This is a genomic window from Nocardioides sp. CCNWLW216 (assembly GCF_037120545.1).
GTDB classification, from domain to species: domain Bacteria; phylum Actinomycetota; class Actinomycetes; order Propionibacteriales; family Nocardioidaceae; genus Nocardioides; species Nocardioides lianchengensis.
The window spans coordinates 113,267-139,647 of the sequence record NZ_JBBBBJ010000012.1 but is presented as its reverse complement, the minus strand read 5'-3'; the positions used below and the strand labels follow the sequence as shown (position 1 = coordinate 139,647).

The 26,381-nt window shown below is 73.1% G+C and carries 29 protein-coding genes and 1 pseudogene; 16 read left to right on the top strand and 14 right to left on the bottom strand.

From position 1 onward, the window contains the following. Positions 1-32: 32 nt before the first annotated feature. The gene (locus tag V7S47_RS22515; protein ID WP_336563665.1) at positions 33-800 is read left to right on the top strand and encodes a L,D-transpeptidase family protein; all 768 of its coding nucleotides are present in this window, start codon (positions 33-35) and stop codon (positions 798-800) included. Positions 801-818: 18 nt separating this feature from the next. On the opposite strand, the gene V7S47_RS22510 is transcribed toward V7S47_RS22515, so the two are convergent. Continuing rightward, positions 819-1,436: a hypothetical protein gene (locus V7S47_RS22510; protein WP_336563664.1), complete on the bottom strand. Its 618-nt coding sequence runs from the start codon at positions 1,434-1,436 to the stop codon at positions 819-821. Positions 1,437-1,590: 154 nt separating this feature from the next. Between V7S47_RS22510 and V7S47_RS22505 the strand changes: the two genes are divergently transcribed. From V7S47_RS22505 to V7S47_RS22490, 4 genes are all read left to right on the top strand, one after another. Beyond that, positions 1,591-1,746, top strand: coding sequence for a hypothetical protein (locus tag V7S47_RS22505; RefSeq protein ID WP_170867053.1), 156 nt, complete (start codon positions 1,591-1,593; stop codon positions 1,744-1,746). Between the two features lie 70 nt (positions 1,747-1,816). Then, complete coding sequence (locus tag V7S47_RS22500) at positions 1,817-3,553, top strand: ABC transporter ATP-binding protein (RefSeq protein WP_336563662.1); 1,737 nt, start codon at positions 1,817-1,819, stop codon at positions 3,551-3,553. After that, complete coding sequence (locus tag V7S47_RS22495; protein ID WP_336563661.1) at positions 3,550-4,401, top strand: serine/threonine-protein kinase; 852 nt, start codon at positions 3,550-3,552, stop codon at positions 4,399-4,401. Before V7S47_RS22500 ends, V7S47_RS22495 begins: the two co-directional genes overlap by 4 nt. 28 nt (positions 4,402-4,429) lie before the next feature. Next, entirely contained in the window at positions 4,430-5,659 is a 1,230-nt protein-coding gene (locus V7S47_RS22490) for an isochorismate synthase (RefSeq protein WP_336563660.1), read from the top strand. Positions 5,660-5,690: 31 nt separating this feature from the next. Here the strand turns inward: V7S47_RS22490 and V7S47_RS22485 are convergent, their stop codons facing one another. Next, positions 5,691-6,332, bottom strand: a complete 642-nt coding sequence (locus V7S47_RS22485; protein WP_336563659.1) for an MBL fold metallo-hydrolase — start codon at positions 6,330-6,332, stop codon at positions 5,691-5,693. A gap of 30 nt (positions 6,333-6,362) precedes the next feature. Between V7S47_RS22485 and V7S47_RS22480 the strand changes: the two genes are divergently transcribed. From V7S47_RS22480 to V7S47_RS22465, 4 genes are all read left to right on the top strand, one after another. Beyond that, positions 6,363-6,848, top strand: coding sequence for a GNAT family N-acetyltransferase (locus V7S47_RS22480; protein ID WP_336563658.1), 486 nt, complete (start codon positions 6,363-6,365; stop codon positions 6,846-6,848). After that, positions 6,845-8,020: a cytochrome P450 gene (locus V7S47_RS22475; RefSeq protein ID WP_090856807.1), complete on the top strand. Its 1,176-nt coding sequence runs from the start codon at positions 6,845-6,847 to the stop codon at positions 8,018-8,020. The genes V7S47_RS22480 and V7S47_RS22475 overlap by 4 nt, the downstream gene beginning before the upstream one ends. Before the next feature lie 67 nt (positions 8,021-8,087). Then, a complete protein-coding gene (locus V7S47_RS22470) occupies positions 8,088-8,927 on the top strand; it encodes an NmrA family NAD(P)-binding protein (protein WP_336563657.1) in 840 nt (279 codons plus the stop codon). Positions 8,928-8,993: 66 nt separating this feature from the next. Beyond that, the gene (locus V7S47_RS22465) at positions 8,994-9,410 is read left to right on the top strand and encodes a universal stress protein (protein ID WP_336563656.1); all 417 of its coding nucleotides are present in this window, start codon (positions 8,994-8,996) and stop codon (positions 9,408-9,410) included. Positions 9,411-9,420: 10 nt separating this feature from the next. On the opposite strand, the gene V7S47_RS22460 is transcribed toward V7S47_RS22465, so the two are convergent. The 8 genes from V7S47_RS22460 to V7S47_RS22425 form a co-directional block, all read right to left on the bottom strand. Next, positions 9,421-9,612 carry a hypothetical protein gene (locus tag V7S47_RS22460; protein ID WP_336563655.1) on the bottom strand — a complete coding sequence of 64 codons (192 nt, stop codon included), beginning with the start codon at positions 9,610-9,612 and terminating at the stop codon, positions 9,421-9,423. Positions 9,613-9,688: 76 nt separating this feature from the next. Beyond that, complete coding sequence (gene nhaA, locus V7S47_RS22455; protein WP_336563654.1) at positions 9,689-11,569, bottom strand: Na+/H+ antiporter NhaA; 1,881 nt, start codon at positions 11,567-11,569, stop codon at positions 9,689-9,691. A gap of 26 nt (positions 11,570-11,595) precedes the next feature. Then, positions 11,596-13,458, bottom strand: a complete 1,863-nt coding sequence (locus V7S47_RS22450; RefSeq protein ID WP_336563653.1) for a Na+/H+ antiporter — start codon at positions 13,456-13,458, stop codon at positions 11,596-11,598. A gap of 24 nt (positions 13,459-13,482) precedes the next feature. Further along, the gene (locus V7S47_RS22445; RefSeq protein WP_336563652.1) at positions 13,483-13,809 is read right to left on the bottom strand and encodes a hypothetical protein; all 327 of its coding nucleotides are present in this window, start codon (positions 13,807-13,809) and stop codon (positions 13,483-13,485) included. Continuing rightward, entirely contained in the window at positions 13,806-14,837 is a 1,032-nt protein-coding gene (locus V7S47_RS22440) for a thiamine pyrophosphate-dependent enzyme (protein WP_336563651.1), read from the bottom strand. Before V7S47_RS22440 ends, V7S47_RS22445 begins: the two co-directional genes overlap by 4 nt. Then, positions 14,834-15,331, bottom strand: coding sequence for a thiamine pyrophosphate-binding protein (locus tag V7S47_RS22435; RefSeq protein ID WP_336563649.1), 498 nt, complete (start codon positions 15,329-15,331; stop codon positions 14,834-14,836). Before V7S47_RS22435 ends, V7S47_RS22440 begins: the two co-directional genes overlap by 4 nt. Before the next feature lies 1 nt (position 15,332). After that, complete coding sequence (locus tag V7S47_RS22430) at positions 15,333-16,277, bottom strand: o-succinylbenzoate synthase (protein WP_336563648.1); 945 nt, start codon at positions 16,275-16,277, stop codon at positions 15,333-15,335. Next, positions 16,274-17,254, bottom strand: a complete 981-nt coding sequence (locus tag V7S47_RS22425; RefSeq protein WP_336563647.1) for an AMP-binding protein — start codon at positions 17,252-17,254, stop codon at positions 16,274-16,276. Before V7S47_RS22425 ends, V7S47_RS22430 begins: the two co-directional genes overlap by 4 nt. 35 nt (positions 17,255-17,289) lie before the next feature. Between V7S47_RS22425 and V7S47_RS22420 the strand changes: the two genes are divergently transcribed. The 5 genes and pseudogenes from V7S47_RS22420 (at position 17,290) to V7S47_RS22405 (ending at position 21,960) form a co-directional block, all read left to right on the top strand. Further along, positions 17,290-18,657, top strand: coding sequence for an MFS transporter (locus V7S47_RS22420; protein WP_336563646.1), 1,368 nt, complete (start codon positions 17,290-17,292; stop codon positions 18,655-18,657). 37 nt (positions 18,658-18,694) lie between these two features. Continuing rightward, positions 18,695-19,570: a 1,4-dihydroxy-2-naphthoate polyprenyltransferase gene (locus tag V7S47_RS22415; protein WP_336563645.1), complete on the top strand. Its 876-nt coding sequence runs from the start codon at positions 18,695-18,697 to the stop codon at positions 19,568-19,570. Between the two features lie 541 nt (positions 19,571-20,111). Beyond that, the gene (locus V7S47_RS22410) at positions 20,112-21,362 is read left to right on the top strand and encodes an HNH endonuclease signature motif containing protein (protein ID WP_336563644.1); all 1,251 of its coding nucleotides are present in this window, start codon (positions 20,112-20,114) and stop codon (positions 21,360-21,362) included. Beyond that, positions 21,263-21,667 (top strand): annotated as a pseudogene (locus V7S47_RS25715) (barstar family protein); the annotation flags it as partial. The gene V7S47_RS22410 and the pseudogene V7S47_RS25715, both read left to right, overlap by 100 nt. Positions 21,668-21,723: 56 nt before the next feature. After that, on the top strand, positions 21,724-21,960 hold the full coding sequence (locus tag V7S47_RS22405; RefSeq protein ID WP_336563643.1) for a hypothetical protein: 237 nt from the start codon (positions 21,724-21,726) through the stop codon (positions 21,958-21,960). On the opposite strand, the gene V7S47_RS22400 is transcribed toward V7S47_RS22405, so the two are convergent. After that, positions 21,957-22,217 (bottom strand): DUF4229 domain-containing protein, encoded by a 261-nt coding sequence (locus V7S47_RS22400; RefSeq protein ID WP_090856772.1) that lies wholly within the window; start codon positions 22,215-22,217, stop codon positions 21,957-21,959. The genes V7S47_RS22405 and V7S47_RS22400 overlap by 4 nt on opposite strands. A gap of 44 nt (positions 22,218-22,261) precedes the next feature. Between V7S47_RS22400 and V7S47_RS22395 the strand changes: the two genes are divergently transcribed. Beyond that, positions 22,262-22,489: a hypothetical protein gene (locus V7S47_RS22395; protein ID WP_090856769.1), complete on the top strand. Its 228-nt coding sequence runs from the start codon at positions 22,262-22,264 to the stop codon at positions 22,487-22,489. Between the two features lie 11 nt (positions 22,490-22,500). Next, positions 22,501-23,061 (top strand): AAA family ATPase, encoded by a 561-nt coding sequence (locus tag V7S47_RS22390; RefSeq protein WP_336563642.1) that lies wholly within the window; start codon positions 22,501-22,503, stop codon positions 23,059-23,061. Between the two features lie 9 nt (positions 23,062-23,070). Here V7S47_RS22390 and ccsB read toward each other — a convergent pair whose 3' ends face one another. The 3 genes from ccsB to V7S47_RS22375 are packed head-to-tail and all read right to left on the bottom strand — an operon-like array spanning position 23,071 to position 26,380. Beyond that, positions 23,071-24,048, bottom strand: a complete 978-nt coding sequence (gene ccsB, locus V7S47_RS22385) for a c-type cytochrome biogenesis protein CcsB (RefSeq protein ID WP_090856763.1) — start codon at positions 24,046-24,048, stop codon at positions 23,071-23,073. Next, positions 24,045-25,628 (bottom strand): cytochrome c biogenesis protein ResB, encoded by a 1,584-nt coding sequence (resB, locus tag V7S47_RS22380; RefSeq protein ID WP_336563641.1) that lies wholly within the window; start codon positions 25,626-25,628, stop codon positions 24,045-24,047. The genes ccsB and resB overlap by 4 nt, the downstream gene beginning before the upstream one ends. Next, a complete protein-coding gene (locus tag V7S47_RS22375) occupies positions 25,625-26,380 on the bottom strand; it encodes a cytochrome c biogenesis CcdA family protein (protein WP_090856761.1) in 756 nt (251 codons plus the stop codon). The genes resB and V7S47_RS22375 overlap by 4 nt, the downstream gene beginning before the upstream one ends. Between the last annotated feature and the right edge of the window lies 1 nt (position 26,381).

Genomic DNA, 26,381 nt, shown 5'->3' with positions numbered 1-26,381 from the left:
TCGGACACCACCTCGAACCGAAGGAAACCGTCATGTTGCTCGTGCGCCGCCTGGTGCTCGTCGTCACGCTCTCGGTCCTGCTCTCGAGCACGGCGTACGACGCCGGCCGGGCGAGCGACCGGACCGACCAGCCCGTCTCCGCCCACGCCGCCTCCGCCCGGACCGCGCCCAAGCCCGCGGTCCTCGAGCCCGGGGACAAGAACCGCCGGGTCCGCGCCCTGCAGGCCCGACTCGCCCAGCTCGACTGGTTCTTCGGGAGCCCCACCGGCTTCTACGGCGACCTCACGACCGAGGCGGTCCGCGGCTTCCAGGCCAAGCGTGGGTTCCCCGCGACCGGCAAGGTCGACCGGACCACCCTGCGCAAGCTGCGCGCGATGACCTCCGCCCCCAGCCAGGCCGCCCTCGTCGGGGGCAACGCGCCCGGGCGGATGGACCAGCGCTGCCGCACCGGCCGGGTCGTCTGCGTCGACAAGACCAGCCGCACGCTGCGCTGGGTCGTCGACGGCCGGGTGCAGCTGACGGTCGACGCCCGCTTCGGCGGGGTGGGCCACGCGACCCGCGAGGGCACCTTCGGCATCCGGTCCAAGAGCCGCGACCACGTGTCGTCGCTCTACGACACCTCGATGCCCTTCGCGATGTTCTTCAGCGGCGGCCAGGCCGTGCACTACAGCCCGGACTTCGCCGCGGTCGGGTACGCCGGCGCCTCCCACGGCTGCGTGAACGTGCGGGACCGCGACGGCGTGGCCTGGCTGTTCGACCGGGCCCGGGTGGGTGACCGGGTGGTCGTCTACCGCTCCTGAGCGGCGACCGAGGTCGGGTCAGGCGATGGCCGCGGCGATGTCGTCGAGCAGGGTGAAGGAATCCTCGACCGAGACGCCCTGGGCCTCGAGCTGGATGGTGCGGCCGGCGGTGGGCAGCTGGCAGGTGACCGAGGTCGGCTCACCAGCGTCCTGGCCCGCCTGCACCAGCTGGTAGCTGGCCGAGCACAGCGCGTCGCCCTCACGGACCAGGTCGGTGCCGGAGCGCTCCGCACCGGCGACCTCGGCGTCGATCGGCGGCGCGTCGGGCAGGAAGGCGTGCGACTCGCCGGCGAAGACGGTCACCAGCGCGTACTTCTGCAGCGTCTTGTCGGTGTAGCTGCGGAACGACGGCGCGTCGTCGTACACGCCGGCGTAGACCTCCTCGGCGTAGTCGCGGAGGTCGGCCTGGCGCTGGATCGCCTCCTCGTCGATGCCGGCCTCGGCGGGCAGGTCGGCGACGTCGAGCTCGTCGGTCGCGGTCCAGCCGCCCGGCAGGGTCGCCGGCAGCTCGGCCGGCGTCGTGCCGGCGTCGCCCTGCGCCTGGGGGAGGGCGACGGCGAGCACGATGAGGAGGCCGAGGACGACGGCACCGAGGCCGAGGCCCACGACGCGCTGGGCGGCGGGAGTGTTCTGCACGCCCGAGACGTTACCGAGCCCGCGGCGGGCCGGGGGCCGCAGTCCCCGTGAGACGCCTCTCATCCGGGCCTCACGCCAGGCTCACGCGGGCCGGACAGGTTGGTGACCACCCCGGAGGAACCGGGGCGGAACACCTACCGAAGGAGGCACGACCATGGCTCGATCGAGCATCTTCAGCGCCCTCCAGCCGGCGCGCATGGCCCGCCGGGGCGACTCGAGCAGCGACGACGACCGCCGTCGGCGGCGTCGGCGCCGGCGCCGGAACCGGCGTCGCAACCGCAGCAACAGCCGCAGCCGCTCGCGCGGCTGACCCTCCCCCCAGGAGCGGGTGGGTGGCTCGTCCACGGAGCCACCCACCCGCTCGGAGCACAGGATCCCCCATGAGCCGTCCCTGGCAGCGCGTCCTCGCCGCCCTGCGTCCCACCCCCGACGACGACCCGCTGGTCGCCGCCGCGAGGTCCCTGACCATCGCCGACGTCGTACGACGCTTCTGGCCACGGCTGCGCCCGCTGCGCGGCTGGCTGCTCCTCGGCCTGGCACTGCTTGCCGCCGCGCCGGCCATCGAGGTCGTCGAGGTGCTGCTCTTCCAGCGCCTCGTGGACGACGTGCTGGTGCCGGCCGACTTCTCGCCGCTGGTCCTGCTGGTCCTGCTCTACCTCGCACTCAACCTCGCGAGCGGCGTCGTCTCCGCCGCCGACGACTACCTCGCCACCTGGATCTCGCAGAGGTTCCTGGTCGGCCTGCGCCGCGACCTCTTCGCCCAGGTCCTCTCCCAGCCCGCCGCGGTCCAGGACCGGCGCCGTCTCGGCGACGTCCTCGCGCGGCTCACCTCCGACGTGTCCGCCGTCGAGAGCTTCATGGTCGGCCAGCTCGCGACCGGGCTCGGGGCCCTCGTCCGCCTGGTGCTCTTCCTCGGCGCGCTCTTCTGGCTGCAGTGGCAGCTCACCCTGGCGTCTCTGCTCGTCATCCCGGCGTTCTGGTGGGTCTCGACCCGCTTCGCGGCCTTCACGCGTGACGTCTCCCGCGAGCGTCGGCGACGCGGGGGATCGCTGACCAGCATCACCGAGGAGAGCCTCGGCAACGCGTCGATGGTGCAGGCGTTCGGGCGCGAGGACGAGGCGGTCGCGGCCTACCACCGCCAGAACCTCGCCATCGCCGACGCGGAGCTCGCCGGCAGCCGGGTCCGGGGCCTCTTCCTCCCTCTGGTCGACCTGGCCGAGCTGCTCGGCATGCTCCTGGTCATCACCCTCGGCGTGTGGGCGCTGTCGACCGACCGCCTCACGCTCGGCGGGCTGCTCGCGTTCCTGACCCTGCTCATGCAGTGCTACCGACCGGTGCGCGAGCTCAGCGACCTGCTCCCCTCGCTCTTCTCGGCCACGGCCGGCGTCGAGCGCGTGGTCGAGCTGCTCGACGAGCCCGGTCACCGGGACCGACCGGGGGCCATCGCGCTGCCGGGCGGGGCCGGCGCGGTCGCGCTGGACGCCGTCTCCATCACCTACCCGGGCGCGAGCGGACCGGCGCTGACCGAGTTCGATCTCCACGTCGCCGCCGGCGAGCGGGTGGCCCTGGTCGGGCCGAGCGGGGTCGGCAAGTCGACCGTCGCCCGGCTGCTGGCCCGCCAGCTGGAGCCGGACGCGGGCGTCGTACGCCTCGACGGGCACGACGTCGCCGAGCACACCACGACGTCGGTGCGCGCCGCCGTCACGGTGCTGTCCCAGGAGCAGCTGCTGCTGGACGCCAGCATCCACGACACCATCGCCTTCGCCCGGCCCGGCGCCACGCGCGAGGAGGTCGAGCGGGCCGCGCGCGCCGCCGACGCCCACGAGTTCGTCAGCCGGCTCCCCGACGGGTACGACGCCCGCGTCGGCCAGCGCGGTCGCTGGCTCTCGGGCGGACAGCGCCAGCGGCTCGCCCTGGCCCGGGCCCTGCTGCACGGCGGCCGGGTCCTGGTGCTCGACGAGCCGACGACCGGGCTGGACCGCGCCTCCGCCGACCGGCTGATGAGCGCGGTCGTGGCCAGCGGGCGGACGGTCGTCGTCCTGACCCACGACCCGCAGGTGCTCGAGCACGTCGACCGCGTCGTCGAGCTGGCGCCCGTCCCGGCAGGTGCTTGGTGAGCGCCGTCCTGCCTGCGGGCTACCGCGGCCTGCGGCTGCTCGCCCGCGGCCGTCGGATGGAGACCTGGGACGCCTACGACGAGGCCCGCGACGCCCGGTGCGTCGTCAAGGTGCTGCGTCCCGAGCGCGCCGGCGAGCAGCGGGTACGCGACGCGGTGCTCCGGGAGGGCGAGATCGTCACGACCCTGACTCACCCGCACCTGGTCCGCGGCTACGCGGTGGTCGAGGAGCCGCTCCCGGCGGTGGTGCTCGAGACGCTGCGCGGGGCCACCCTGGCCGCGGTCGTCGAGGACGCCGCCCTCGACCTGCCCGACGTCGCGCTCCTCGGGCTGCAACTCTCGTCCGTGCTGGGCTGGCTGCACCGCCACGACTGGCTGCACCTCGATCTCAAGCCGGCCAACGTGGTGGTCGAGCACGGCAAGGCGGTGCTCATCGACCTCAGCCTCGCCGGCCGGCCGGGACCCGCGCGGGCCGGGGCCGGGACGCCCGGCTACCTCGCGCCCGAGCAGGCCCGCGGCGACCACGTCGGCCCGGCCACCGACGTGTGGGCGCTCGGGGTCACGCTGCTGGAGTCGCTGAGCGGCGAACCGCCGTTCGGTGACGAGGCCACCTGGGACAGCCGGCGGCGCTGGTCGACCCGATGGTCGCCACGATGGTCGGCGGTCGGGCGGCGGATGCCGAGCGGGCCGCGCGCCGTACCGGAGGGTCTGCCGGAGCCGCTGCGCGGGCTGCTGCTGGCGTGCGTCGACCTCGACCCGGCGGCCCGCCCGCGGCTGGTCGACGTCCGGGACGTGCTGGCCGGGTTCGCCCCACGTGACGAGGATGACGTCGGGGTGGAGGCGGGCTGAGCGCGTTCCCGGGCGTAGGCTCGCGGCCGTGACGTCGAGCCCACTGGTCGCGAGGACCGTGCCGCTCGACCCCGCCGTCGCGGGATCCCTGCTCGACCTGCTGCCCACCGACCGTCCGGTGACCTGGTTGCGCCGCGGCCAGGGCCTGGTCGGCTGGGGCGTCGCCGCCGAGGTCCGCACCAGCGGCCCGACCCGGTTCGCCGACGCCGCGAAGTGGTGGAGCGAGACCACGGCCCGCGCCGTCGTCCACGACCACGTCCAGGAGCCCGGCACCGGGCTGGTGTCGTTCGGCTCCTTCGCCTTCGCCGACGAGCCGGGCGACTCGGTCCTGGTCGTGCCATCGGTCGTCGTGGGGCGCCACGGTGACTCCGCCTGGCTGACCACCGTCGGCGCCGACGTCGAGGTGCCGGTCGCGCAGGACGTGCCGCCCGCCCCGGTCGGCGTCCGCTTCGCCGACGGTGCCCTCAACGGCGAGCAGTGGATGTCGGTCGTCGCCGACGCCGTGCGCCGGATCGAGGCCGGCGACCTGGAGAAGGTGGTCCTGGCCCGCGACCTGATCGCGACCGCCACCGAGCCGGTCGACGTCCGCTGGCCGCTGCGCCGGCTGACGGAGGGCTACCCGATGTGCTGGACCTTCCACGTCGACGGGCTGTTCGGGGCCACCCCCGAGATGCTGGTGCGCCGCGAGCGCGGCCTGGTCACCTCCCGCGTGCTGGCCGGCACGATCCGTCGTACCGGCGACGACGAGCGCGACCTCGCCCTCGCCGCCACCCTCGCCCGTTCGTCGAAGGACCTCGAGGAGCACGAGTACGCCGTCCGCTCGGTCGCCGACGCGCTCGAGCCGCACTGCTCCTCGATGAACGTCCCCGAGGCCCCGTTCGTGCTGCACCTGCCGAACGTCATGCACCTCGCGACCGACGTGAACGGCGTCGTCCACGACGCCACCACCGTGTCGTCGCTGCAGCTCGCCGAGGCGCTGCACCCGTCGGCCGCCGTCGGCGGGACCCCGACCCCCGTCGCCACCGCCCTGATCACCGAGATCGAGGGCATGGACCGCGGTCGGTACGCCGGCCCGGTCGGCTGGATGGACGCCTCCGGCGACGGCGAGTGGGGCATCGCCCTGCGCTCGGCGTCGGTCGACAGCGCCACGGTCCGGCTCTTCGCCGGCTGCGGGATCGTCGGCGACTCCGACCCGGAGGCCGAGCTCGCCGAGGCGCAGGCCAAGTTCGTCCCGGTCCGGGACGCCCTCGCGCCGTAGCTCAGGCCAGCTCAGGCCAGCTCAGGCCAGCTCAGGCCAGGTCGTCGCCGTCGGCCAGCCGGACGTAGCTGAGCCCCTGCTTCGACAGGAACGTCGTCATCTGGGTGTCGGCGATGCCGAGCCCGGCGTCGGAGAAGACCCGGTCGTGGATCGCGACGTTGCGCGGCGCCCCGACCGAGCGCGCGAAGTCGACGCCCTCGGAGACCCGCATCCACGGGGCGCAGACGGGGGCCAGGAGCACGTCGACGGCCTCGTCGGGCCCGGTCAGCGCGTCGCCCGGGTGGAAGACCTTCTCGGTCCCGGCCGTGATGACGTAGCCGCTGTTGTGGAAGCGCGGCAGCTCGGGGTGGATCACCGCGTGCAGCTCGCCGACGGCGCGCACCGGGATCCCGACGACCTCGAAGGAGTCGCCCGGCGCCACCACCGTCGTCCGCTCGCCGACGTCGGGGACGTCGGCGCGGATCTTGGCCGCCACCGCGTCGATCGTGAAGACCGGTACGTCGACCGCCGCGAGGTGGTCGGGCAGGTAGTGGTCGGGGTGCTCGTGGGTGATCAGCACCGCGTCCGCGCCGTCGAGCGCGGAGCGGTCGGTGAAGACGCCGGGGTCGAGGACGATCGTGGCCCCGTCGTGCTCCACCCGGACGCAGGAGTGGCCGAACTTCGTGATCCGCATGGGACCCAACGTAGTCCCTAGGATGCGCGGGTGAACGTCACGATCCGCCTCGCCACCCCCGTCGACGCGGAAGCGCTCGCGCACCTGCACCTCGACGTCTGGGACGACGCCTACACGGGCCTGATGCCCCAGGGCATCCTCGACGACCGCCGCGAGAAGGTGGCCGAACGGGTCGAGCGCTGGCGCGACATCCTCACGACGAGCGGGAACCCGACGTACCTCGCCGTGGGCCCGGACGGGCTGGTCGGGTTCGCCTCGGCCGGACCGGGTCGCGACAACGACGTCGACCTGGACCTGGAGCTGATGGCCCTGTACGTGCGGGCCACGCACTGGGGCACCGGGGTCGGCTACGCCCTGCTGCAGGAGGCGATCGGCGACCGCGCGGCGTACCTCTGGGTGCTCGGGGGGAACGACCGGGCCCTGCGGTTCTACGAGCGCCAGGGCTTCCGGCTCGACGGCACCGAGGACGAGCACGACGAGGGGCTGCACGTGCGGATGGTCAGGAGCGGCACGTGAGGTTCGACCTGTCCGACCCGGCCTTCGACGTGACCTCGGACGAGGTGCACGCCGCCCGCGACCAGGACTGGTACGTCGAGACGAACTGGGGCTGGGCCGTGCTGCGGTACGCCGAGGTCTCGGCGCTGCTCCGCGACCGCCGGTTCCGCCAGGGCAACGCCCGCTGGCCGGCCCAGAACGGCATCCACTCCGGGCTGTTCAGCGACTGGTGGCAGGAGACCCTGCTGAGCCTGGAGGGCGACGACCACGCCCGGATCCGGCGACTGATGGTCCCGGCGTTCAAGAAGCGGGCGATCGAGGCGATGGTGCCGCGGTTCCAGGCGCTCGCCGACGAGCTGGTCGACGGATTCGCCGACCGGGGCTCGGTGGAGTTCATCTCGGAGTTCGCCGAGCCGTACGCCGCCCGGATCATCTGCCTGCTGCTCGGCCTCGACGAGTCGCACTGGCGTCAGGTCGCGCACTGGGCCGACGACCTCGGAGCGTCGTTCTCCATCGACGTCGGCCGGCAGGTGCCGCGGATCGAGGCGGCCCTGAGCGGGCTGCACGGCTACCTGGACGAGATCGTCGAGGACCGGATGGCCCACCCCCGCGAGGACCTCGTGACGACGCTCGTCCAGGCCTCGGTCGAGGGCGAGCGGCTCAGCCGCCATGAGCTCGGCGTGGCCCTGGTCTTCCTCGCCTTCGCCGGCATGGAGACCACCCGCAACCAGCTCGGGCTGGCCCTGCAGACCCTGCTCCAGCACCCCGACCAGTGGCGGCTCCTGGGCGAGCGTCCCGACCTCGGCGGGCGTGCCGTCGAGGAGGTGATGCGGGTCAACCCGACGGTCACCTGGGTGACCCGCGAGGCACTCGAGGACGTGGAGTTCCAGGGCCTGCGCATTCCCCGTGGCGGGATCGTCCAGATGCTCTCCCACAGCGCCGGCACCGACCCGGCCGCGATGCCGGACCCGTCGTTCGACATCACCCAGCAGCGCCCGCCGCATCACGGCTTCGGCGCCGGCGTGCACCACTGCCTCGGACACTTCGTCGCCCGCACCGACATGGCCGTCGCGCTGCCGCTGCTGGCCCGGCGGATGCCCGACGCGGCCCCCGACGGACCCGGCCGCTGGCTGCCGGTCAGCGGCAACACCGGGGCGCTGGAGTTCCCGATCCGCTTCACCCCCGGCCGCTGACCGTCGAGTCAGCACTACTGGTGCTGACTCGACCCACTACTTCTGCTGACTCGGCAGACTGGGTGGCATGACGATCGCCATCACCGGCTCCACCGGCGCCGTGGGCGGGCTGGTCGCCCGCTCGCTCGCCGACGACCTGCGCACCGACCTGCGGCTCGTCGTACGCGACGCGGCGCGGGCGCCCGACTACGACACCGACGTCCGGGTGTGCACCTACGCCGACCGGGACGCCTCCGTCGAGGCCCTGCGCGGCGTCGACACCCTGTTCATGGTCTCAGCGGCCGAGGCGCCGGACCGGCGCGAGCAGCACCGCACCTTCATCCGGGCCGCGGCCGAGGCCGGGGTCGGGCACCTCGTCTACACCTCGTTCGCGGGCGCCGCGGCCGACGCGACCTTCACGCTGGGCCGCGACCACTTCGACGCCGAGGCGGCGATCCGCGAGACCGGGCTCGCGGCCACCATCCTGCGCGACAACTTCTACAGCGACCTGTTGCCCTCCTTCGCCGACGCCACCGGCACGATCCGCGGACCGGCCGGCAGCGGGCGGGTGGCGGCGGTCGCCCGGGCCGACGTGGCCGCGGTGGCGGCAGCCGTGCTGCGCGACCCCGCCGGCCACGCGGGCGCCGTCTACGCCCTCACCGGCCCGGAGGCCCTCACCCTCGCGGAGGTCGCGAGCCGGGCAGGCTCCGCGCTCGGGCGCGAGCTGCGCTTCGTGGACGAGACCGTCGCGGAGGCCTACGCCTCGCGGCGGGCGTCGTACCCCGAGGCCGAGGACTGGCAGCTGGACGCCTGGGTGAGCACCTACACGGCGATCGCCGACGGCTCCGTCGCCGAGGTGACGGGCGACGTCGAGCGGGTCACCGGCCGCCCGGCCCGCCCGATCGAGGCCGCCCTGACGGACGGTTGAATCGTTGCAGTCGAAATCTGGCTAGGGTTCGGTCCACCAAGCAACCCGAGAGTGTGGAGGACCGTCATGAGCGTCATCGTCGTGGGAGTGGACGGGAGCGAGACCGCAGCACAGGCGGCGTCGACGGCCGCCGGTCTGGCCAGCGCGCTCGGGACGTCGCTGCACGTCGTCTCCGCCTTCCCCACCGGCAACCCCGGCCCGACCGACGCCACCGGGCCGACCTCCCGCGACACGGCCGAGGAGCTCGCGCTCACCACCGCCGGCGCGCTGCGGTCGGCGTACCCCGACCTGACGGTGAACAGCGACGCCGAGCCGGGCAAGCCCGCCGAGGCGTTGGTGAACGCCGCGGAGACGGCCGGCGCCACCCTGATCGTGATCGGCAACAAGCGGGTCCAGGGCGTCTCGCGGATCCTCGGCAGCGTGGCCGTCGACGTCGTCCGCAAGGCGCCGTGCGACGTCTACATCGCGCACACCACCGGCTGAGCCGGGGCGCTCACTCGCCGACGAAGGCCCCGTCCGCCGCCACGATGAACGAGGCGCTGGGCGGGCTGAAGCCGCTGCCGACGGCGACGACGACCCGCAGGTCGCCCGGGCGACGCGGGTCTTCCCAGCAGGCCTCGACCTCGACCTGGTGCGTCCGGCCCCGGGACCGGTCGCCTCGTAGGCGTCGGGGGCGTCCTGCCACTGCGCGCGAAGGTCGTCGTACGACGTGCGGCGCCACCGCTCGACCTCCTGGGCGAGGACCTGTCGCTCCTCGGCCCTCACGCCCCGAACCGCCCGGTCGTACGACGGGCCGACCGCTCCAGCTCCTCGATCAGCGACCGGGCGTCGTGGGCACCGAGGTGGCGCTGGTCGCCGACGAAGAACGTCGGGGTGCCACGCACGCCGCTGGCCTCGGCGCTGACCAGGTCGCGGCGGACGCGGGCGGCGAGCCGCTCCTCGTCGAGCGCCCGGAGGAACTCCTCGACGTCCAGGCCGAGGTCGGCGGCGTAGCCGGCGAGGTCCTCGACCTCCAGCTCGTCCTGGTGGGCGAAGAGCAGCTCGTGCATCTCCCAGAACCGGCCCTGCTCGGCCGCCGCCTCGGCCGCCAGGGCGGCGATGTCGGCGTGCACGTGGACGGTCAGCGGCAGGTGCCGGCTGACGTAGCGCAGCCGGTCGCCGAAGTGGGCGCGGACCTCGTTGGCGGCACCCGTCGCCTTGGCGCAGAACGGGCACTCGTAGTCGAGGTACTCGACGAGGGTGAGCTCGGCGTCGGCCGGTCCGCGCACGTGGTCGACCTCGGGGTCGACGGGGTCGCTGAGCAGCCGAGGGAGCGCGGCGTCGCGCTGGTCGAAGAAGCGGGCGGCCAGGGCGAAGACCAGCCAGCCCACGACGCTGGCGAGCACCGCCGACATCAGCACGCCGACCGCGGCCTGGGCCTGCAGGTCGGGGTCCTCGAAGGCCAGCCCGACGATCAGCAGCGAGACGGTGAACCCGATGCCGGACAGCGCGGCGCCGGCGAGCGTGTGGCCCTGACCGACGCCCTGCGGCAGGCTGCCCAGCCGGAGCCGGACGCTGCCGAACGTGCCGAGCCCGATGCCGGCCAGCTTCCCGAGCACCAGGCCGAGGGTGACGCCCCAGGTCACGGGCGAGCGCAGCGCCTCGCCCAGGACGCCGTCGCGCAGGTCGATGCCGGCGTTCGCGAGCGCGAACACCGGGACCACGACGTAGCTCGTCCAGCCGTGCAGCGCCTCCTGGAGCCGCTCGTTGACCGAGATGGCCCGGGTCAGGCTCTGCCGGGCGGTGCGCTGCACGCCGGGCATCGGCGACTGCCGGAACGCCCGGAAGCTCGACGCGGCCGACTCGACGTCGCTGCGGGTCGGGTTCAGGGCCGGCACCAGCAGGCCGGCGAGCATGCCGGCGATCGAGGCGTGCAGGCCCGACTCCAGGGTCGCGATCCACATCACCACGACGACCGCGACGTACGGCGACGCGCGCCACTCGCCGACCCGGGCCAGGACGACCAGCGCGACCAGGCCGGCGGCGGCCACCAGCAGCGGCACGGTCTCGATGGACTCGGAGTAGACCAGCCCGATCACGCTGACCGCGACGATGTCGTCGATGACGGTCAGGGTCAGCAGGAAGATCCGCAGCTGGGTGGAGACCCGCGGGCCGACCAGGGCCAGCACCCCGAGCAGGAACGCCGTGTCGGTGCCGATCACCACGCCCCAGCCGTTGGCCGCCTCGCCCGAGGAGTTCAGGGCCAGGTAGACGAGCGCCGGCACCAGCATGCCGCCGAGGCCCGCGACCAGCGGCACGACCAGCCGGCGCCGGTCGGTGAGCTCACCGACCGAGAACTCGCGGCGGACCTCCAGACCGATGACGAAGAAGAACACCACCATCAGGCCGTCGTTGACCCAGTGGTGCAGGTCCATCGAGAGCCCGCCCATCGAGCCGACGGTGATCTCGACGGTGGTGTGCCAGAGGTCGACGTACGAATCCGACCAGGGCGAGTTCGCCCACACCAGGGCGACCAGGGAGGCCACGACCAGCAGCCCGGCGCTGCCGGCCTCGGTGCGGATGAAGCGCCGGAGCTGGTGTCCCGTCTGCCGCGCGAACTCGTCGTCCTGGCCCTGCCCGCACGCTGACTGCTCCTGGCTCACCCCTCAAGCCTAGGGAGAGAGCGGCGTCACGCGGTGAGGTGGTGGACGTAGCACCAGCGCCAGTCCTCGCCCGGCTCGGCCGACTGCATGACCGGGTGGGTCGTCTCGTGGAAGTGGCGGGTCGCGTGCTGCCCGACCGACGAGTCGCAGCAGCCGACGTTCCCGCACTCGAGGCACTGCCGCAGCGCGACCCACTCCAAGCCCTCGTCGAGGCAGTCCTGGCAGACCGGGTCGGTCGCGGTCTCGACCGCCGGGTGGTGCTCGAGCTCCGCGCAGACCTCGCCGGTACGACGGGCCGCGCCCACCCGGACCTCCCGCCGCTCCTCGGCCGCGACGTCGAGCATCGACTCCTCGACGTCGAGCATGGCCAGCACGTCGGCGACCACCTCGGCCGCGACCGTGCCGGAGGACCGGATCTCCAGCACCCGACTCCGCTCGGCCTCGATCAGCTCGAGCCGCACCCGGTTGTAGAGGTCGCTGGGCGACTCCTGGTCCTCGACGGTGGCCAACCGCTCCCAGGCCGCGAAGTTGCGCTGGTCGAGACGCTGGCGGATCAGGTCGACCACGCCGTGGCGGTCGTCGTACTCGATCTCGTCGAGGCGGTGCAGCGCGGCCTTCGACGCCTGCTGGAGCAGCGTCGCGCGGGCCAGGGCGTCCTCGGCCGGGTCGGGCGAGGGCACCCGCAGCACCCGGGCGAACCAGGGCAGCGACATGCCCTGCAGGAAGAGCGTGCCGGCCACGACCGAGAAGGCGATGAGCAGCAGCACCTCGCGGTACTCGGTGTCCTCCGGGATGACGAACGCCGCGGCCAGCGTGACGACCCCGCGCATGCCGGCCCAGCCGAGCAGGAAGGTGTAGGTCCACGGCGGCGTGACGCCGCTGTCGGGATCGACGCTGGGCCGCACGAAGAGGTAGCGCGACGGGAAGACCCAGACCAGCCGCAGCACCACCACCGTCGCGAGCACCGCCGCGCAGACCGCGACGATCCGCCCCACGCCCAGGTCGCTGTCCGCGGCGCCCTCGACGATCCACCACGCCTGCAGCCCGATCAGCAGGAAGACGGCGTTCTCGAGCCCGAAGGCGATCGTGCGCCAGTTGAGCCGCTCGGCGATCCGGGACTGGGCGGTCTGCAGGACCGCCGCCTTGTGGCCCAGCAGCAGGCCGGCGACGACCACGGCAATCACGCCCGAGGCGTGCAGCTCCTCCGCGCCGACGTACGCCGCGAACGGCACCACCAGCGACACCGCGCTGTCGGTCACCGGGTCGGCGATCAGCCGGCGGAGCTTGGCGACCCCGACGAAGAAGACGAACCCGACCGCGACGCCGCCGCCGGCCGCCCAGACGAAGTCGAGCGAGACCTCCCAGGCGTCGAGCCCCGTGCCGGCAGCCACGGCCAGGGCGGTCCGCAGGCTGACCAGCGCGGTCGCGTCGTTGACCAGCGACTCGCCCTCCAGGATCGTGACGATGCGCCTCGGCAGCCCGATCCGCCGTCCGATCGCGGTCGCGGAGACCGCGTCCGGCGGGGCGACGACCGCGCCGATCGCGAGCGCGACCGCCCACGAGATGCCTGGCAGCAGCAGATGCACCACCCAGCCGACGCCGGCCGTCGTGAAGATCACCAGCCCCACCGAGAGGGCCAGGATCGGCCGGCGGTTGGCGGTGAAGTCGACCAGCGACGTCTGCTGCGCGGCGGCGTACAGCAGCGGGGGCAGCAGGCCGAGGAGCACCACGTCGTGGTCCAGGTAGACCTGCGGCACCTGCGGGACGTACGACGCCGCGACGCCCACGGCGATCAGCAGGAACGGCGCCGGGATGTCGAGACGGCGCGCGATCTCGGTCGAGATCAGGACCCCGACCGCGAGACCGCATAGGAGCAGGGCGATGTCCACGACCTGATCCTCCACCCGGAGGGGTCAGTGCAGCGAGCCCACCCCGGACATGAAGTCGGTGGCGTAGGTCATCGCGAGCGAGCCGCCCGGCGGCAGCAGCGCGGAGGCGACCTGTCCGACCCGCTCCACCTCGACGTGCACGCTGACGTGGACGGCCCGGTCGGCCGGCACCTCGAAGGAGACCGAGCCCCAGTAGACGAGGTACTGACGGCCGTCGATGCCGACCACCGGCGTCGTCTTCCCGCCGAGCAGCGAGTTGCCGGTGGTGAGGTGCAGCGTGAGGACGCGGCGCTCTCCGAGATGGTGCTCGACGTACGGGATGACGCCGGCGGGGGCCTGCTGCTCGCTCACGGGACGAGCCTACGGATCCGCTCGTCGAGCTCGCGCCGGTTGTCCCGTCGTACGACGGCCTCGACGACCTCGATGCCCCCGTTGGGCGAGCCGAGCGCGTGCTCCAGCTCGGCGAGCGACCCGACCCGCCAGTGCGGCGTCCGGGTCGCCGCGCAGAGCTGGGACAGGTCGACGCCGTGGGGGGTGCCGAAGAGCCGCTCGAACTGCTGCGCGTGCTCGGGGGCGCCCTGCTCCAGCATCGTGAAGATCGAGCCGCCGTCGTCGTTGACGACGACGATCGTCAGGTCGGGCTCGGGCTCACCCGGGCCGAGGACCAGGCCGTTGGTGTCGTGGAGGAAGGTCACGTCGCCCATCAGCGCCAGGCTGCGGGTCGAGTGCGGGCGGCCGAGGGCGGCGCCGATCGCGGTCGACACGACGCCGTCGATGCCGGAGAGCCCACGGTTGGCGATCAGCTTGCGGCGGTCGCCGACGGCGTACCCCCGCACCATCAGGTCGAGGTCGCGGATCGGGCTGGAGGGACCGACCACGAACAGCCCGCCGGGAGGGACGGCGCGGCCGACGGCCCCGGCCACCTCGTGGGGGGTGAGTCCGGGCTCCTCGTGCAGCAGCCGGTCGAGCTGCCGGCCGACGGAGCGGTCCGCCTCGACCCAGGCCGCGAACCAGTCGGTGTCGTCGCGGGCCTCCGGGCGGGTGTCGCGGTCGACGGTGCCGTCGACCGGGAAGGGCGAGGTCGACCAGGCGCCGCGGGCGGGGGCGGCGAGGACCTCGACGTCGGGGCGCGACAGCAGCCGGGTGACCGGTCGGGAGAGCGTCGGTCGGCCGAAGACCACCACCCGCTCGATGCTCCGGCCGAGCTCGCCGTCGAGCAGCAGCCGGTAGCAGCGCAGGGCGTGGTCGCCGGTGCGCGCGCCGCTGGTGGGCTCGGCGAGCAGCGGCCAGCCGCCGTCCTGGGCGAGGATCCGCGGCGGCGGGCCGGAGTCGTCGCCGGCGACGACGACGGTGCGGGGGCCGGCCGGGAGGACGTTCACGGCTGCCACCGGTCGGTCGGGACGAGCGGGTCGTCGAGCTGCACGTTGAGGTGGGTGGGGCCGTCCTCGACCAGGTGCACCGGGCCGGGCTCGGTCAGGTTGCTGGTCGGCACCAGCGGCCCGAAGATCCCGAGCTGGTCGGTGGTCTGGTTGGCACTGGTCCCGCGCAACCGGGCCGGCCGGTCGGCGGTCACCGCCACGAGCGGTACGCCGGCGTGCGCCGCCTCCAGGACGGCCGGGTGCAGGTTGGCGACGGCGGTGCCGGAGGTGCACACCACGGCCGCCCGCGCGTGCACCGTGGTCAGCCCCAGGGCCAGGAAGCCGGCGGACCGCTCGTCGATGCGGGTGTGCAGGCGCAGCAGGCCGGCCTGCGCGGCGTCGTACACGGCGAAGGAGAGGGGGGCGTTGCGCGAGCCCGGCGCGACCACGACCTCGGTGACCCCGCCGTCGAGCAGCGCCCGGACGACGCTGCGGGCGAGGTCGGTGCTGGTCACGTCACCGATCCTGCCCGACCGCCAGGACGGCGGCCAGGCGGGCCTCCCAGTGGGCGACCCGGTCGGGGCTCGCGGCCAGCCGGTCGAGCGCGGCCCCGTCCACCCGCGGGACCTCCACCGGCAGCGCGCCCTCGATCGGGAGCAGCGAGCGGCCGGTCACGTCGTCGGTGAGCAGCTGGACGGTCGCGAGCCCGCAGGCGTAGGGCAGCTCCGGCAGCGCGGCGGCCAGCGCGACCCCGGCGGCGATCCCGACGCTGGTCTCGAGCGCGGACGACACGACGACGGGCAGCCCGATGTCCTCGGCGATGCGCAGGCACGCGCGCACCCCGCCCAGCGGCTGCACCTTCAGCACGGCGATGTCGGCCGCCTCCAGGTCGCGGACCCGGTAGGGGTCGGCCGCGCGGCGGATGGACTCGTCGGCCGCGATCGGCACGCCGACCCGCCGGCGGACCGTCGCGAGGTCCTCGACGCTCGCCACCGGCTGCTCGGCGTACTCCAGGCCGCCCGCGGCGCGGTCGAGCGCCGCGATCGACGCGACCGCGGTGTCGACGTCCCAGGCGCCGTTGGCGTCGACCCGCACGTGCCCGGTCGTCCCGAGGGCGTCGCGGACCGCCTCGACCCGGGCCAGGTCGTCGGCCAGGGTCTGGCCGGGCTCGGCCACCTTCACCTTGGCGGTGGCGCACCAGCCGCGCTTGACGATCGCGTGCGCCTGCTCGGGCCCGACCGCGGGCACGGTCACGTTGACGGGCACCCGGGTGCGCAGCGGCGCCGGCCAGTCGCCCGCGGCGGCCTCCTCGGCGCAGCGCAGCCAGGGGGCGGCGACCTCGTCGTCGTACTCCAGGAAGGGGCTCCACTCGCCCCACCCCGCCGGGCCCTCCAGCAGCACCGCCTCGCGGACGGTGATGCCGCGGAAGCGGGTGCGCATCGGGATCGAGACGACTCTCACGCGAGCTCCTTCAACCGCAGCCGGTCGGGCTTGCCGTTGGGCAGCAGCGGGATCTCGGCGAGTGCGACCAGCTGGCGCGGCGCCCAGGAGCGGGGTCGCTCGGCGGCCACCCAGTCGCGAGCGGCGTCGAGGTCGATGTCGCCCACGACGAACGCGACCAGCCGGTTGCCCCACTCCTCGTCGGGGACGCCGAGCACCTCGGCCTGTTCGACCGCGGGGTGCGCGCGCAGCCGCGCCGCGACCGCGGGGGCGGGCACGTTGACCCCGCCGGTCACCACCACGTCGTCCAGCCGGCCGAGCACCTGCAGCCGGCCGTCCTCGTCGAGCCGACCGGCGTCCGAGGTGAGGAACCAGCCGTCGACCAGCACCTCCGCGGTCAGCTCCGGGTCGCCGTCGTAGCCCGCGAAGAGGGTGGGCCCGCTGATCCGCACCCGGCCGCCGGTGCCGATCGCGAGCCCGACGCCGTCCAACGGCAGCCCGTCGTACACGCAGCCGCCGGCGGTCTCCGCCGAGCCGTACGTCGTCACCACCCGGACGCCGGCCGCGGCCGCCCGGTCCCGCAGCGCCGGGTCGATCGGCCCGCCGCCGAGCAGCACGGTGTGGAACCCGGCCAGCACCTCGGCGTCGGTCTCCAGCAGCCGGTGCAGCTGCGTCGGGACCAGGGACACGAACCGGTGCTCGCCGGTCATCGCCGCCGCGGCCGCCGCGAAGGCGGGGTGGTCGTCGAGGCGGACCGGCGCCCGGCCGGCCACCAGCGAGCGGCAGACGACCTGCAGTCCGGCGACGTACTCCTCGGGGAGGGCGAGCAGCCACTGCCCCGCGGCGCCGAGGCGGCGGGCGGAGGCCTCGACGGAGGCCAGCAGGGACCGGCGCGGCAGCAGCACCCGCTTGGGCCGGCCGGTCGACCCCGACGTCTCCACGACCCACGGCCGCGGCTCGTCGGCCGCGGCCAGCCAGTCGGCCACCGCAATCCCCATAGGCCGAAACCTAGTCCTCGTGATGGGATGCGCCCGTGCCAACCCTTCTCGGGCGCTTCGCTCCGCCGTCTCCCCTCGCGGGACGCCTGTCCCTGCAGTCGGTGCTCTTCGCCGTCGGAGAAGGCACCTTCCTGACCGGCTCCGCCGTCTTCTTCACCCAGGTCGTGGGCCTGAGTGCCGCCCAGGTCGGCCTCGGGCTGACCCTGGCCGGCGTCGCCGCCTTCATCGCGGCCTACCCGATGGGCCGCCTCGTCGACCGGATCGGACCCAAGCGCGCGTGGGCGGTCAGCTCGCTCGGCCAGTCGGCGATGTTCGCCGTGTGGCCGTTCATCGACAGCTTCACCGGCTACCTCGTCATGGCCGTGGTGATGGAGGTGGTGGGCGCGCTCGGCAGCACCGCCCACGGCGCGTACACGATCGACGTCCTGCCCCCGCGCGAGCGGGTCACCTCGCGCGCCTACATGTACTCGGCGCTCAACGTCGGCTTCACCCTCGGCTCCCTGGTCGGCGGCATCGCCCTGGCCTTCGAGTCGATCACGCTCCTTGAGCTGGTGCCCCTGTTCACCGCCGCGGTCTTCCTGGTCAACGCCTTCTTCATCACCCGCCTGCCCAAGGCCCCGCACGACCTGAAAACCGCCGAGGAGCGGGCGGCCAAGGTCCCCGGACCCGGGCCGATGCGCAACCCGGGCTGGCTGCTCTCGTCGTTCTTCTCCGGCGTGCTGTGGACCAACCAGGTGCTCCTGCACATGGTCATCCCGCTGTGGCTGGTCGAGAAGACCGACGCCCCGTGGTCGGTGCTCGCCCTGCTCTTCGGCACCAACACCGTGATGTGCATCTTCCTGCCCCTGGCCGCCGCCCGCGGCGTCCGGGACCGTACGACGGCTCTGCGCGCCATCCGGGTCTCGACGGTCTTCTTCGTCGTCTCCTGCGTCATCACCCTCTCGACCCACCAGAGCGTCGGCTGGCTCACCATCGCCCTGTTCTTCCTGGGCCACGTCACGCTCACCGGCGCCGAGCTGTTCCTCTCGGCGGCCAGCTGGACCTTCGAGGCCGAGCTGATGGACCCCCGCCGCCGCGGTGAGTACCAGGGCAGCGCCGAGCTGAGCAGCACCCTCGGCCGGGTCTGGGCTCCGGCGGTCTACACGTTCCTCGCGATGAACTGGGGGGCGACCGGCTGGCTGGTCATCGCCGGCCTCATCACCGTCGCCGCGGCCGGTCTGCACCCCGCGACGGCCATGGCCCGGCGCTTCCTGGAACAGCACGTCCCGGCCGACGTCCTGGCCGAGGCCTCGGCCTCGGAGGCGAGCGCTGAGGAGGAGCCCCCGCCCCTCGGGCCGCCCTCGGCCACCCAGCCCGGCGAGCCCGGCGGCGACGTCCCCGGGGCCGTGGCCCGGCCCCTCTGACCCGACCACCCCGGGCCGACTGCCACAATCACCCCTCGTGGCGACTCCTGGTGACTGGCTGGCCGGTGCCCGGCCCCGCACGCTCCCGGCCGCGGTCTCGCCGGTGCTGGCCGGCACCGGCGTCGCGTCGTACGTCGACGGGCTGGTGCTCTGGAAGGCGCTGCTCGCCCTGGTGGTGAGCCTGGCCCTCCAGGTCGGCGTCAACTACGCCAACGACTACTCCGACGGCATCCGCGGCACCGACGACGACCGGGTCGGCCCGATGCGCCTCGTCGGGTCCGGCGCGGCCTCCCCGTCGGCGGTGAAGCGGGCCGCCTTCCTGGCCTTCGGCGTCGCCGGCGTCGCCGGCCTGGTCCTGGCCGCCTCCACCGCGTGGTGGCTGCTCGCCGTCGGCGCCGTCTCGGTGCTCGCCGCCTGGTACTACACCGGCGGCTCGAAGCCCTACGGCTACCTCGGCCTCGGCGAGGTGATGGTCTTCGTCTTCTTCGGGCTGGTCGCCGTCATCGGCACGACGTACGTCCAGACCGAGACCTGGGAGCTCGCCGCCCTGTACGCCGCCGTCGGCATCGGCGCGCTCGCCTGCGCGATCCTGGTCGTCAACAACCTGCGCGACATCCCCACCGACACGATCGCCGGCAAGCGCACCCTCGCCGTCGTCCTCGGCGACCGCGCCACCCGCCTCCTGTACGCCGCCCTCGTGCTGGTCGCCGCCCTCGCCGTCGTCGCGCTCGCCGCCACGACGTCCTGGTGCGTCCTGGTCGGCCTCCTCTTCCTCGTGCTCGCCGCCCCCGGCCTCCGCCTGGTCCTCGGCGACGCCACCGGCCCCGACCTCATCCCCGTCCTGCAGTCCACCGGCACCGCCGAGCTCGCCTGGGCCGCCCTCACCACCGCCGCCCTCATCACCTGCGCCTGACCACTCCCGCCGCCAGCAGGCGACCTCCGGTAGGTAAGCCCTGCCGCCGGTCGCTGTCGCCGGTGGTCGAGCAGTGAAGGACGAAGTCCTGAGCGCCCGTCGAGACCCCCGCAACCAACAAGCAACCTCTCGGTAGGCCGGCCCCGCCGCCGGTCCCTGCCTCCGGTGGTCTCTCCCGTGAAGGACGAAGTCCTGAACGCCCGTCGAGACCCCCGCAACCAACAAGCAACCTCTCAGTAGGCCAGCCCCCGCCGCCGGTCCCTGCCTCCGGTGGTCGAGCAGTGAAGGACGAAGTCCTGAGCGCCCGTCGAGACCCCCGCAACCAACAAGCGACCTCGCGGTAGGCCGGTCCCTGCCGCGGCGTCTGCTCGGTACACCAGGTCGGTTCAAAGACTTTTTACAGAGACAAGGGGGCTCACCGTCCGCGGTGATCAAGGGCCATCACGAGCCTGCTTCTAGCTTTCGGACTCTTCGGGTCGACCGTTCGAACAAGGCTGTGAACAACCTCGCATTCGATCACCTGTTCGACTAGAATGAGGCCATGGTTCGGGACCTCGACGACTGCGACACCGCCTCGGCGGTGCTGTCGTACGTGCGCTTCGAGCGACGAGACGAGCTGCGCGCGGCCGCGAACCAGCTCGCCGCCGCCGTCACCTGGGCCGGCATGCACTCCACCGACTCCCTGCACGATGCCGCCGCGGTGTGGATCCCCGGCTGCGAGGACGAGATGGCCATCGCCGGCCCCGGCGCACCCCTCATCGCCGAGTTCAGTGTGCTGGAGTTCTCCGCCGCACTGGGCCTGTCATCGGACTCCGGGCGGATCTACCTCGGACACGCCGTCGAGCTCGCCCACCGCCTGCCCAGGGTCTACGAGCGCGTCCAGTCCCTTGACCTCCCGGTCTGGAAGGCCCGACGCATCGCGGCGGAGACCATCGACCTGCCTGAGGACGGTGCGGAGTTCGTCGACCTTCACGTCCACCGCGTCGCGCACAAGATCTCGATCGCCCAGCTCGACCGCACCATCGAAGAAGCCCGCACCCGCTTCGACCCCGACACCGCGGCCCAGCGCGTGCGTGACGCGGCCGAGATGCGGCACTTCGACCTCGACACCCAGCAGGTCTCCTACGACGGCCACGTCGAAGTCCGCGGCACCCTCGACCTCGTCGACGCACTCGACCTCGAAGACGCCGTCGCCCGCGGCGCTACCCACCTCGCCACGATCGCCGACGGGCTCTCCCTCGATGTACGGCGCTCGATCGCGGTCGGTGACCTCGCCCGACGCCAGCTCACCCTCGACCTCAACGCCGAACCCGACCCCGACCGCAAACGCCCCCGCCAGGTCGTCGTGCACGTGCACCTCGCCGACGCCGCGATCGCCCGCGTCGAGAACACCCGGTCGATGATCTCGGTCGAGCAGGTGCGGTCCTGGTGTCAGGACGGCGACAGCCAGGTCGTCATCAAGCCCGTGATCGACCTGGCCGACCACGTCCACGTCGACGCTTACGAAGTCCCCGACAGGCTCAAAGAACGCCAGGCCCTCCTGCAGCACTCCTGCGTGTTCCCGTGGTGCCGCCGCAGAGCCCGGTCGTGCGACCACGACCACAGCGACCCCGCCGCCCACGGCGGCGCCACGTGCGACTGCAACATCGCCCCACTCTGCCGGCGACATCACCGCACCAAGACCCACACCAGATGGCGCTACGACAAGATCGACGACACCACCTTCATCTGGCGCAGCCCCAACGGACTGACCTTCGTCCGCGACTACACCGGCACCACCCCGCAGTCCTGACGGCCCGCCCGCTCAGGGCTACGGGCGCGCCCGGAGGCAGCTGCGCTGCCGCGCTGGCTTCCTGGGAGCCGGGCACTCTCCCGGCGGACGCGCTCGACCTCCGTCTCGTGCAGGACTGCTTCGTGACCTTGTTCTGGCAGACGTCGGTCCTGGACGAGACCGTGCGGTGGCTGAGCGACGAGGGGTACCACTGCGTCACCCTCGCGGCTGCGCGGCGGGGATCGGAGTCCGAGATGCACAGCACTCCGGCGGAGACGTTCGGTTTCCCGCCCTCCTACGGGCACAACCTCGACGCGCTCAACGACTGCCTGGACGAGGTCGCCCACGGGCAGTACGGCTGGCCGACAGGAGCAACGGACTGGTGCTGGCGCTCGTCGGCTTCGACCAGTTCGTCGAGGTCGATCGGCCCACCGCGCAGTCGCTGCTCGACGTCCTGGCCGAGACTGCGCACACCGCGATGCTCGTGGGCGATCCGCTTGATCGCGCTGGCCACAGTCCGGCGATCCGCGGCTGGAGCTGGTGGGTGGCTCGGTGCCGACGTGGAACGCCGCGCGTGGGCTCTGAGGGGCGACGGCGGGCGGCCGGGACGTCGAGCTAGTCGACGTCCTCCTTCGTCTTCATCTCCTCGAACCGCGCGGTGGCGCGGGTGGCCCGGGCCTCGACGTGCTGGGCGAGGGCGAGGCGCTGACGTTCGAGGAGGAAGTACGAGCCGATGCCGCTGACCACGAACGCGATCACGACGCACACCAGGATGTTGGCCTCGCCGGCGATCAGGAGCCAGGCGGAGAACACCACCGCGAGCGACGCGACGAACAGCGCGAGGCGCAGACCGGTGTAGACCCAGAACTCCTTCACCCCTCCAGGGTAGATCGTCACCAGTCGGGGCCTACATTGGAGGTGTGCTGAAGTTCCTGTTCGTGGTTGCGCTCTTCGCGCTGGCGACGTACCTCGTCGTCCGCGTCATCCAGCGCCGCGGCATCCTGCCGCCGACCCCGGGCGGCACGAAGCGCCCCGGTCCTCGCCCCCAGCCCCGCATCGTCGCTCCCGACGACGACGAGGACTTCCTGCGCGACCTCGACCGCAAGCGTCGACTCCCCGAGGACCCCGAGGATCCCGACTCCGCCTGAGCCGCGGACGCATGAGCCGCCTGATCCACCTCAACGGACCGCCGGGGATCGGCAAGTCCATGATCGCGCGCCGGTACGCCGACGAGCACCCCGGCGTCCTGTGCTGCGACATCGACGTCCTGCGCACGCTGATCGGGGGTTGGCGCGACGACTTCGCCATCGCCGGTGCCGTGATCCGGCCGCTCGCGCTCGCGATGATCGAGACGCACCTGCGCGAGGGCCGCGACGTCGTGCTCCCCCAGATGCTCGTCCGCCCGTCCGAGCTGCAGCGGTTCGAGGCGGCCGCGACCCGCGCCGGCGCGGCGTACGTCGAACGGGTCCTGCTCGACACCCCGGCCGCGGCCGTCTCCCGGTTCCACCGGCGCGGCGTCGGCGACGAGGCACCCGACCCGTGGCACGACCGGGTCCGCGAGATCGTGGCCGTGCAGGGCGGGGACCAGGTGCTGCTGGACTACCACGCACGGCTGGTCCGGCTCGTCGCCGAGCGCCCGGACGCGGTGGTGGTCACCAGTCCCGAGGGCGACCCGGACGCGACGTACCGCGCCCTCCTGGAGAGCCTGGCCGAGACCTAGCCGGGTGACCTAGGCGTAGGAGTGGATGCTGGAGATGAAGAAGTTGACGCCGATGAAGCTGAACCACAGCGTCGCCATCCCGCAGAGGGCCAGGATCGCGGCGTTGCGGCCCTTCCAGCCGGCCGTGGCCCGGGCGTGCAGGTAGCCGGCGTACAGCACCCAGGTGATGAACGCCCAGACCTCCTTGGGGTCCCAGTTCCAGTAGGAGCCCCAGGCGTGGAAGGCCCAGATCGGGCCGGTGATCAGGACGGCGAAGGTCCAGACGGGGAACGCGAACGCGTTGATCCGGTAGGCGACCCGGTCGAGCGTCGCGGTGTCGGGCACCCGGCCGAGGTAGCCACCGCCGGTGCGACCGCGTCGCTCGGCTCGCTCCTGGACCAGGAAGAGCACCGACACGATGCCGCCGACGGTGAAGGCGCCGGTCGCGATCACGGCGGAGACGACGTGGATGACCAGCCAGGGCGAGTCCAGGGCCTCGGTGAGCGGCGCGACCTCCTCGTGCAGGACGATCACGTCGACCATCAGCAGCACCAGGACGACGCCGGTGACGATCGGGGCCATCCAGGCCAGCGAGAACCGCTTGTAGAGCGCCAGGTAGCTGAGGGTCACGAAGAACGTGCCGGCGAGCGTGAACTCGTACATGTTGCCCCACGGCACCCGGTTCGGGTCCGCGGCCATGCCCCGGCCGAGCAGGGCGACGAAGTGCACCGCGAGCGCGAGGACCGTGAGCAGCAGGCCGAGGCGACCGAAGAGGTTCGTCCGGCGCTCGACGTCCTCGTCCACCTCCGCGTCGTCGGACCCGCCCTCGGCGACGGCGATCGAGCCCGAGCCCGTACGACGGGCCGGGAGGGTGACCGAGCCGGCCGAGACCGGCAGTCGGCGCAGCGCCGACCACTCGACCAGGTGGCTCAGCAGCGCGAGGAAGTAGATCACCCCGCAGAACGCGACGGCCTGGTTGCTCAGGGTCTCCCACGATGCGTTGGTCACGACTTCTCCTCGCCAGTCGGTACGACGTCAGCGCCGCGCAACGCGGCCACGACCTCGTCGATCTCGGGCCGCACGTCTCCCCCACCGGAGCGGTCGAGGGCGGCGACCTCGACCAGTGTCTCCCCGTCGACCACCCGGGCGCGAACCCAGACGCGGCGCGGACGGACGAACAGCGAGCCCAGCAGCCCCGCCAGCGCGAGCACGACGCCCGCCAGGGTCACCAGCTTGCCGGGGGTCTTGCTGATCTGCAGCCGGTTCCACTGCTCGATGCCCTCGAAGGTCACCGACCCGAGCCCGTCCGGGAGCTCGACGGTCTCGCCCTCCTGCAGGTCAAGGCGCAGCGGCGTCCCGTCGGGGTTCTCGACCTGCGACATCTGGGACTTGTCGAGCACGTAGACCGACTGGGGCTCCCCGAGGTTCAGATCGCCGGTGAAGACGCTCAGCGACAGCAGCGGGTTGTTCAGCTCACCCATCAGGTTGACCGGGTCGCCGTCCTCGTTGAGGAAGAACGTCGGGAAGAACACGCCCTCGAGCCCGATCTGCTGGGGCTCGGCCCCGCTGGCCTTCACCACCCCGAAGGAGAAGAGGCTCTGGTCCTGGGGCAGGAACGGCTTCGGGCCGGTGGCGGCGATGTTGCCGTCCCCGTCGCGGACCGTGATCACCGGCGCGTAGCCGTGCCCGATCAGGAACACGTCGGTGCCCCCGATGGCGAGCGGGTGGTTGACCCGCAGGTCGTGCTCGCGCTCCTCGCCGGACTGGTCCGTGCAGTCCTCGCGGTAGCGGGTGTCGGCGCTGAAGCCGCGGGACATGCCGCGGCGGGGACCGTCGACGAGCCACTCCACCGAGAAGTCGTCGACGGTGAAGCAGAACGGCTCCATCGACTCGGGGTCGAAGAGCCGGCCGGGGACGAAGTCGTCGTACTGGGTCAGGGTGTTCGAGAACGGCGTGCCGACGGTCAGGATGACGCCGCCCTTGTAGCCGAACAGGCCACCGACGGCGAAGCCGACCAGCACCACCACGACCGACAGGTGGAAGACCAGGTTGCCGACCTCGCGGAGGTAGCCGCGCTCGCTGCTCACCGCGGCGTCCCCGGCGTCCGCCGGGCGGACCCGGTAGCGCCGTCGCTTCAGCACCTGGCGGGCGCGGGCCAGCACCTCCTCGGCGTCGTCGTCCGTGCGGTACGACGCGTGGTCGGGCAGCCGGCCGAGGTTGCGGGGGGCGCGCGGGGGCGGCGCCTTGATCGCGCGCAGGTAGACCAGGGTGCGCGGGATGATGCAGCCGACCAGCGAGACCATCAGCAGCACGAAGATCGCGGCGAACCACGGGCTGCTGTAGACGTTGAACAGCCCGAGCCTCTCGTAGATCGGCGTCAGGTCGGGGTGCGCCTCCTGCCACTGGGTCGTCTTGAGCGAGTCGACGCCCTGCTGCGGGATCACCGACCCCGGTACGGCGGCCAGCGCGAGCAGCAGCAGCAGGATCAGCGCGGTCCGCATCGACGTGAGCTGTCGCCAGGTCCAGCGCAGCAGCTCCAGCGGCGAGAGCTCGCCGGACCGGCGGCCGGTCTCGGGGGTGTCGCTCACACGCCCACCTCGAAGTCGCTGACCAGGTGGATCTGCAGCCAGGTGACGGCGTAGTCCCACCAGCCGGTGACGAGCATCAGCCCGACCAGCACCAGCATCACGCCGCCGACCCGGGTGACCCACTGCTGGTGGCGGCGCACGAAGCCGAGGGCGCCGAGCGCGCGCTGCCAGAACAGCCCGGCCAGGATGAACGGGATGCCGAGCCCCAGGGAGTAGCAGGCCAGCAGCAGCCCGCTCCGCCCGGCGGTGCCCTCGTCGTACCCGAGGGTGATGATCACGCCGAGGGTCGGACCGATGCAGGGCTGCCAGCCCAGTCCGAAGAGGAAGCCCAGCAGCGGCGCGGCGGCCAGCCCGACGGAGGGGACCTTGTGGAACCGGACGTCGCGCTGCAGCAGCGGGACCAGCCCGATGAAGACCAGGCCCATGGCGATCGCGAAGCAGCCCAGGACGACGTTGAGGGTGTCCTCGTTGACCAGCAGCCAGGTGGCGACCGACCCGGTCGCGACGCCCAGCAGCACGAACACGACCGAGAAGCCGAGCACGAACAGCGTCGACCCCGCGACCATCCGCCCGCGCTTGACGTTGCCGGTCGCGAGGTCGGCGCCGGAGAGCCCGGTGGCGTAGGAGAAGTACGCCGGCAGCAGCGGGATCACGCAGGGGGAGAAGAACGACACCAGGCCTGCGAGCAGCGCCACGGGGATGGCCAGGACCAGCGAGCCGGAGCCTGCGGTCTGGCCGAACCAGTCACCCACG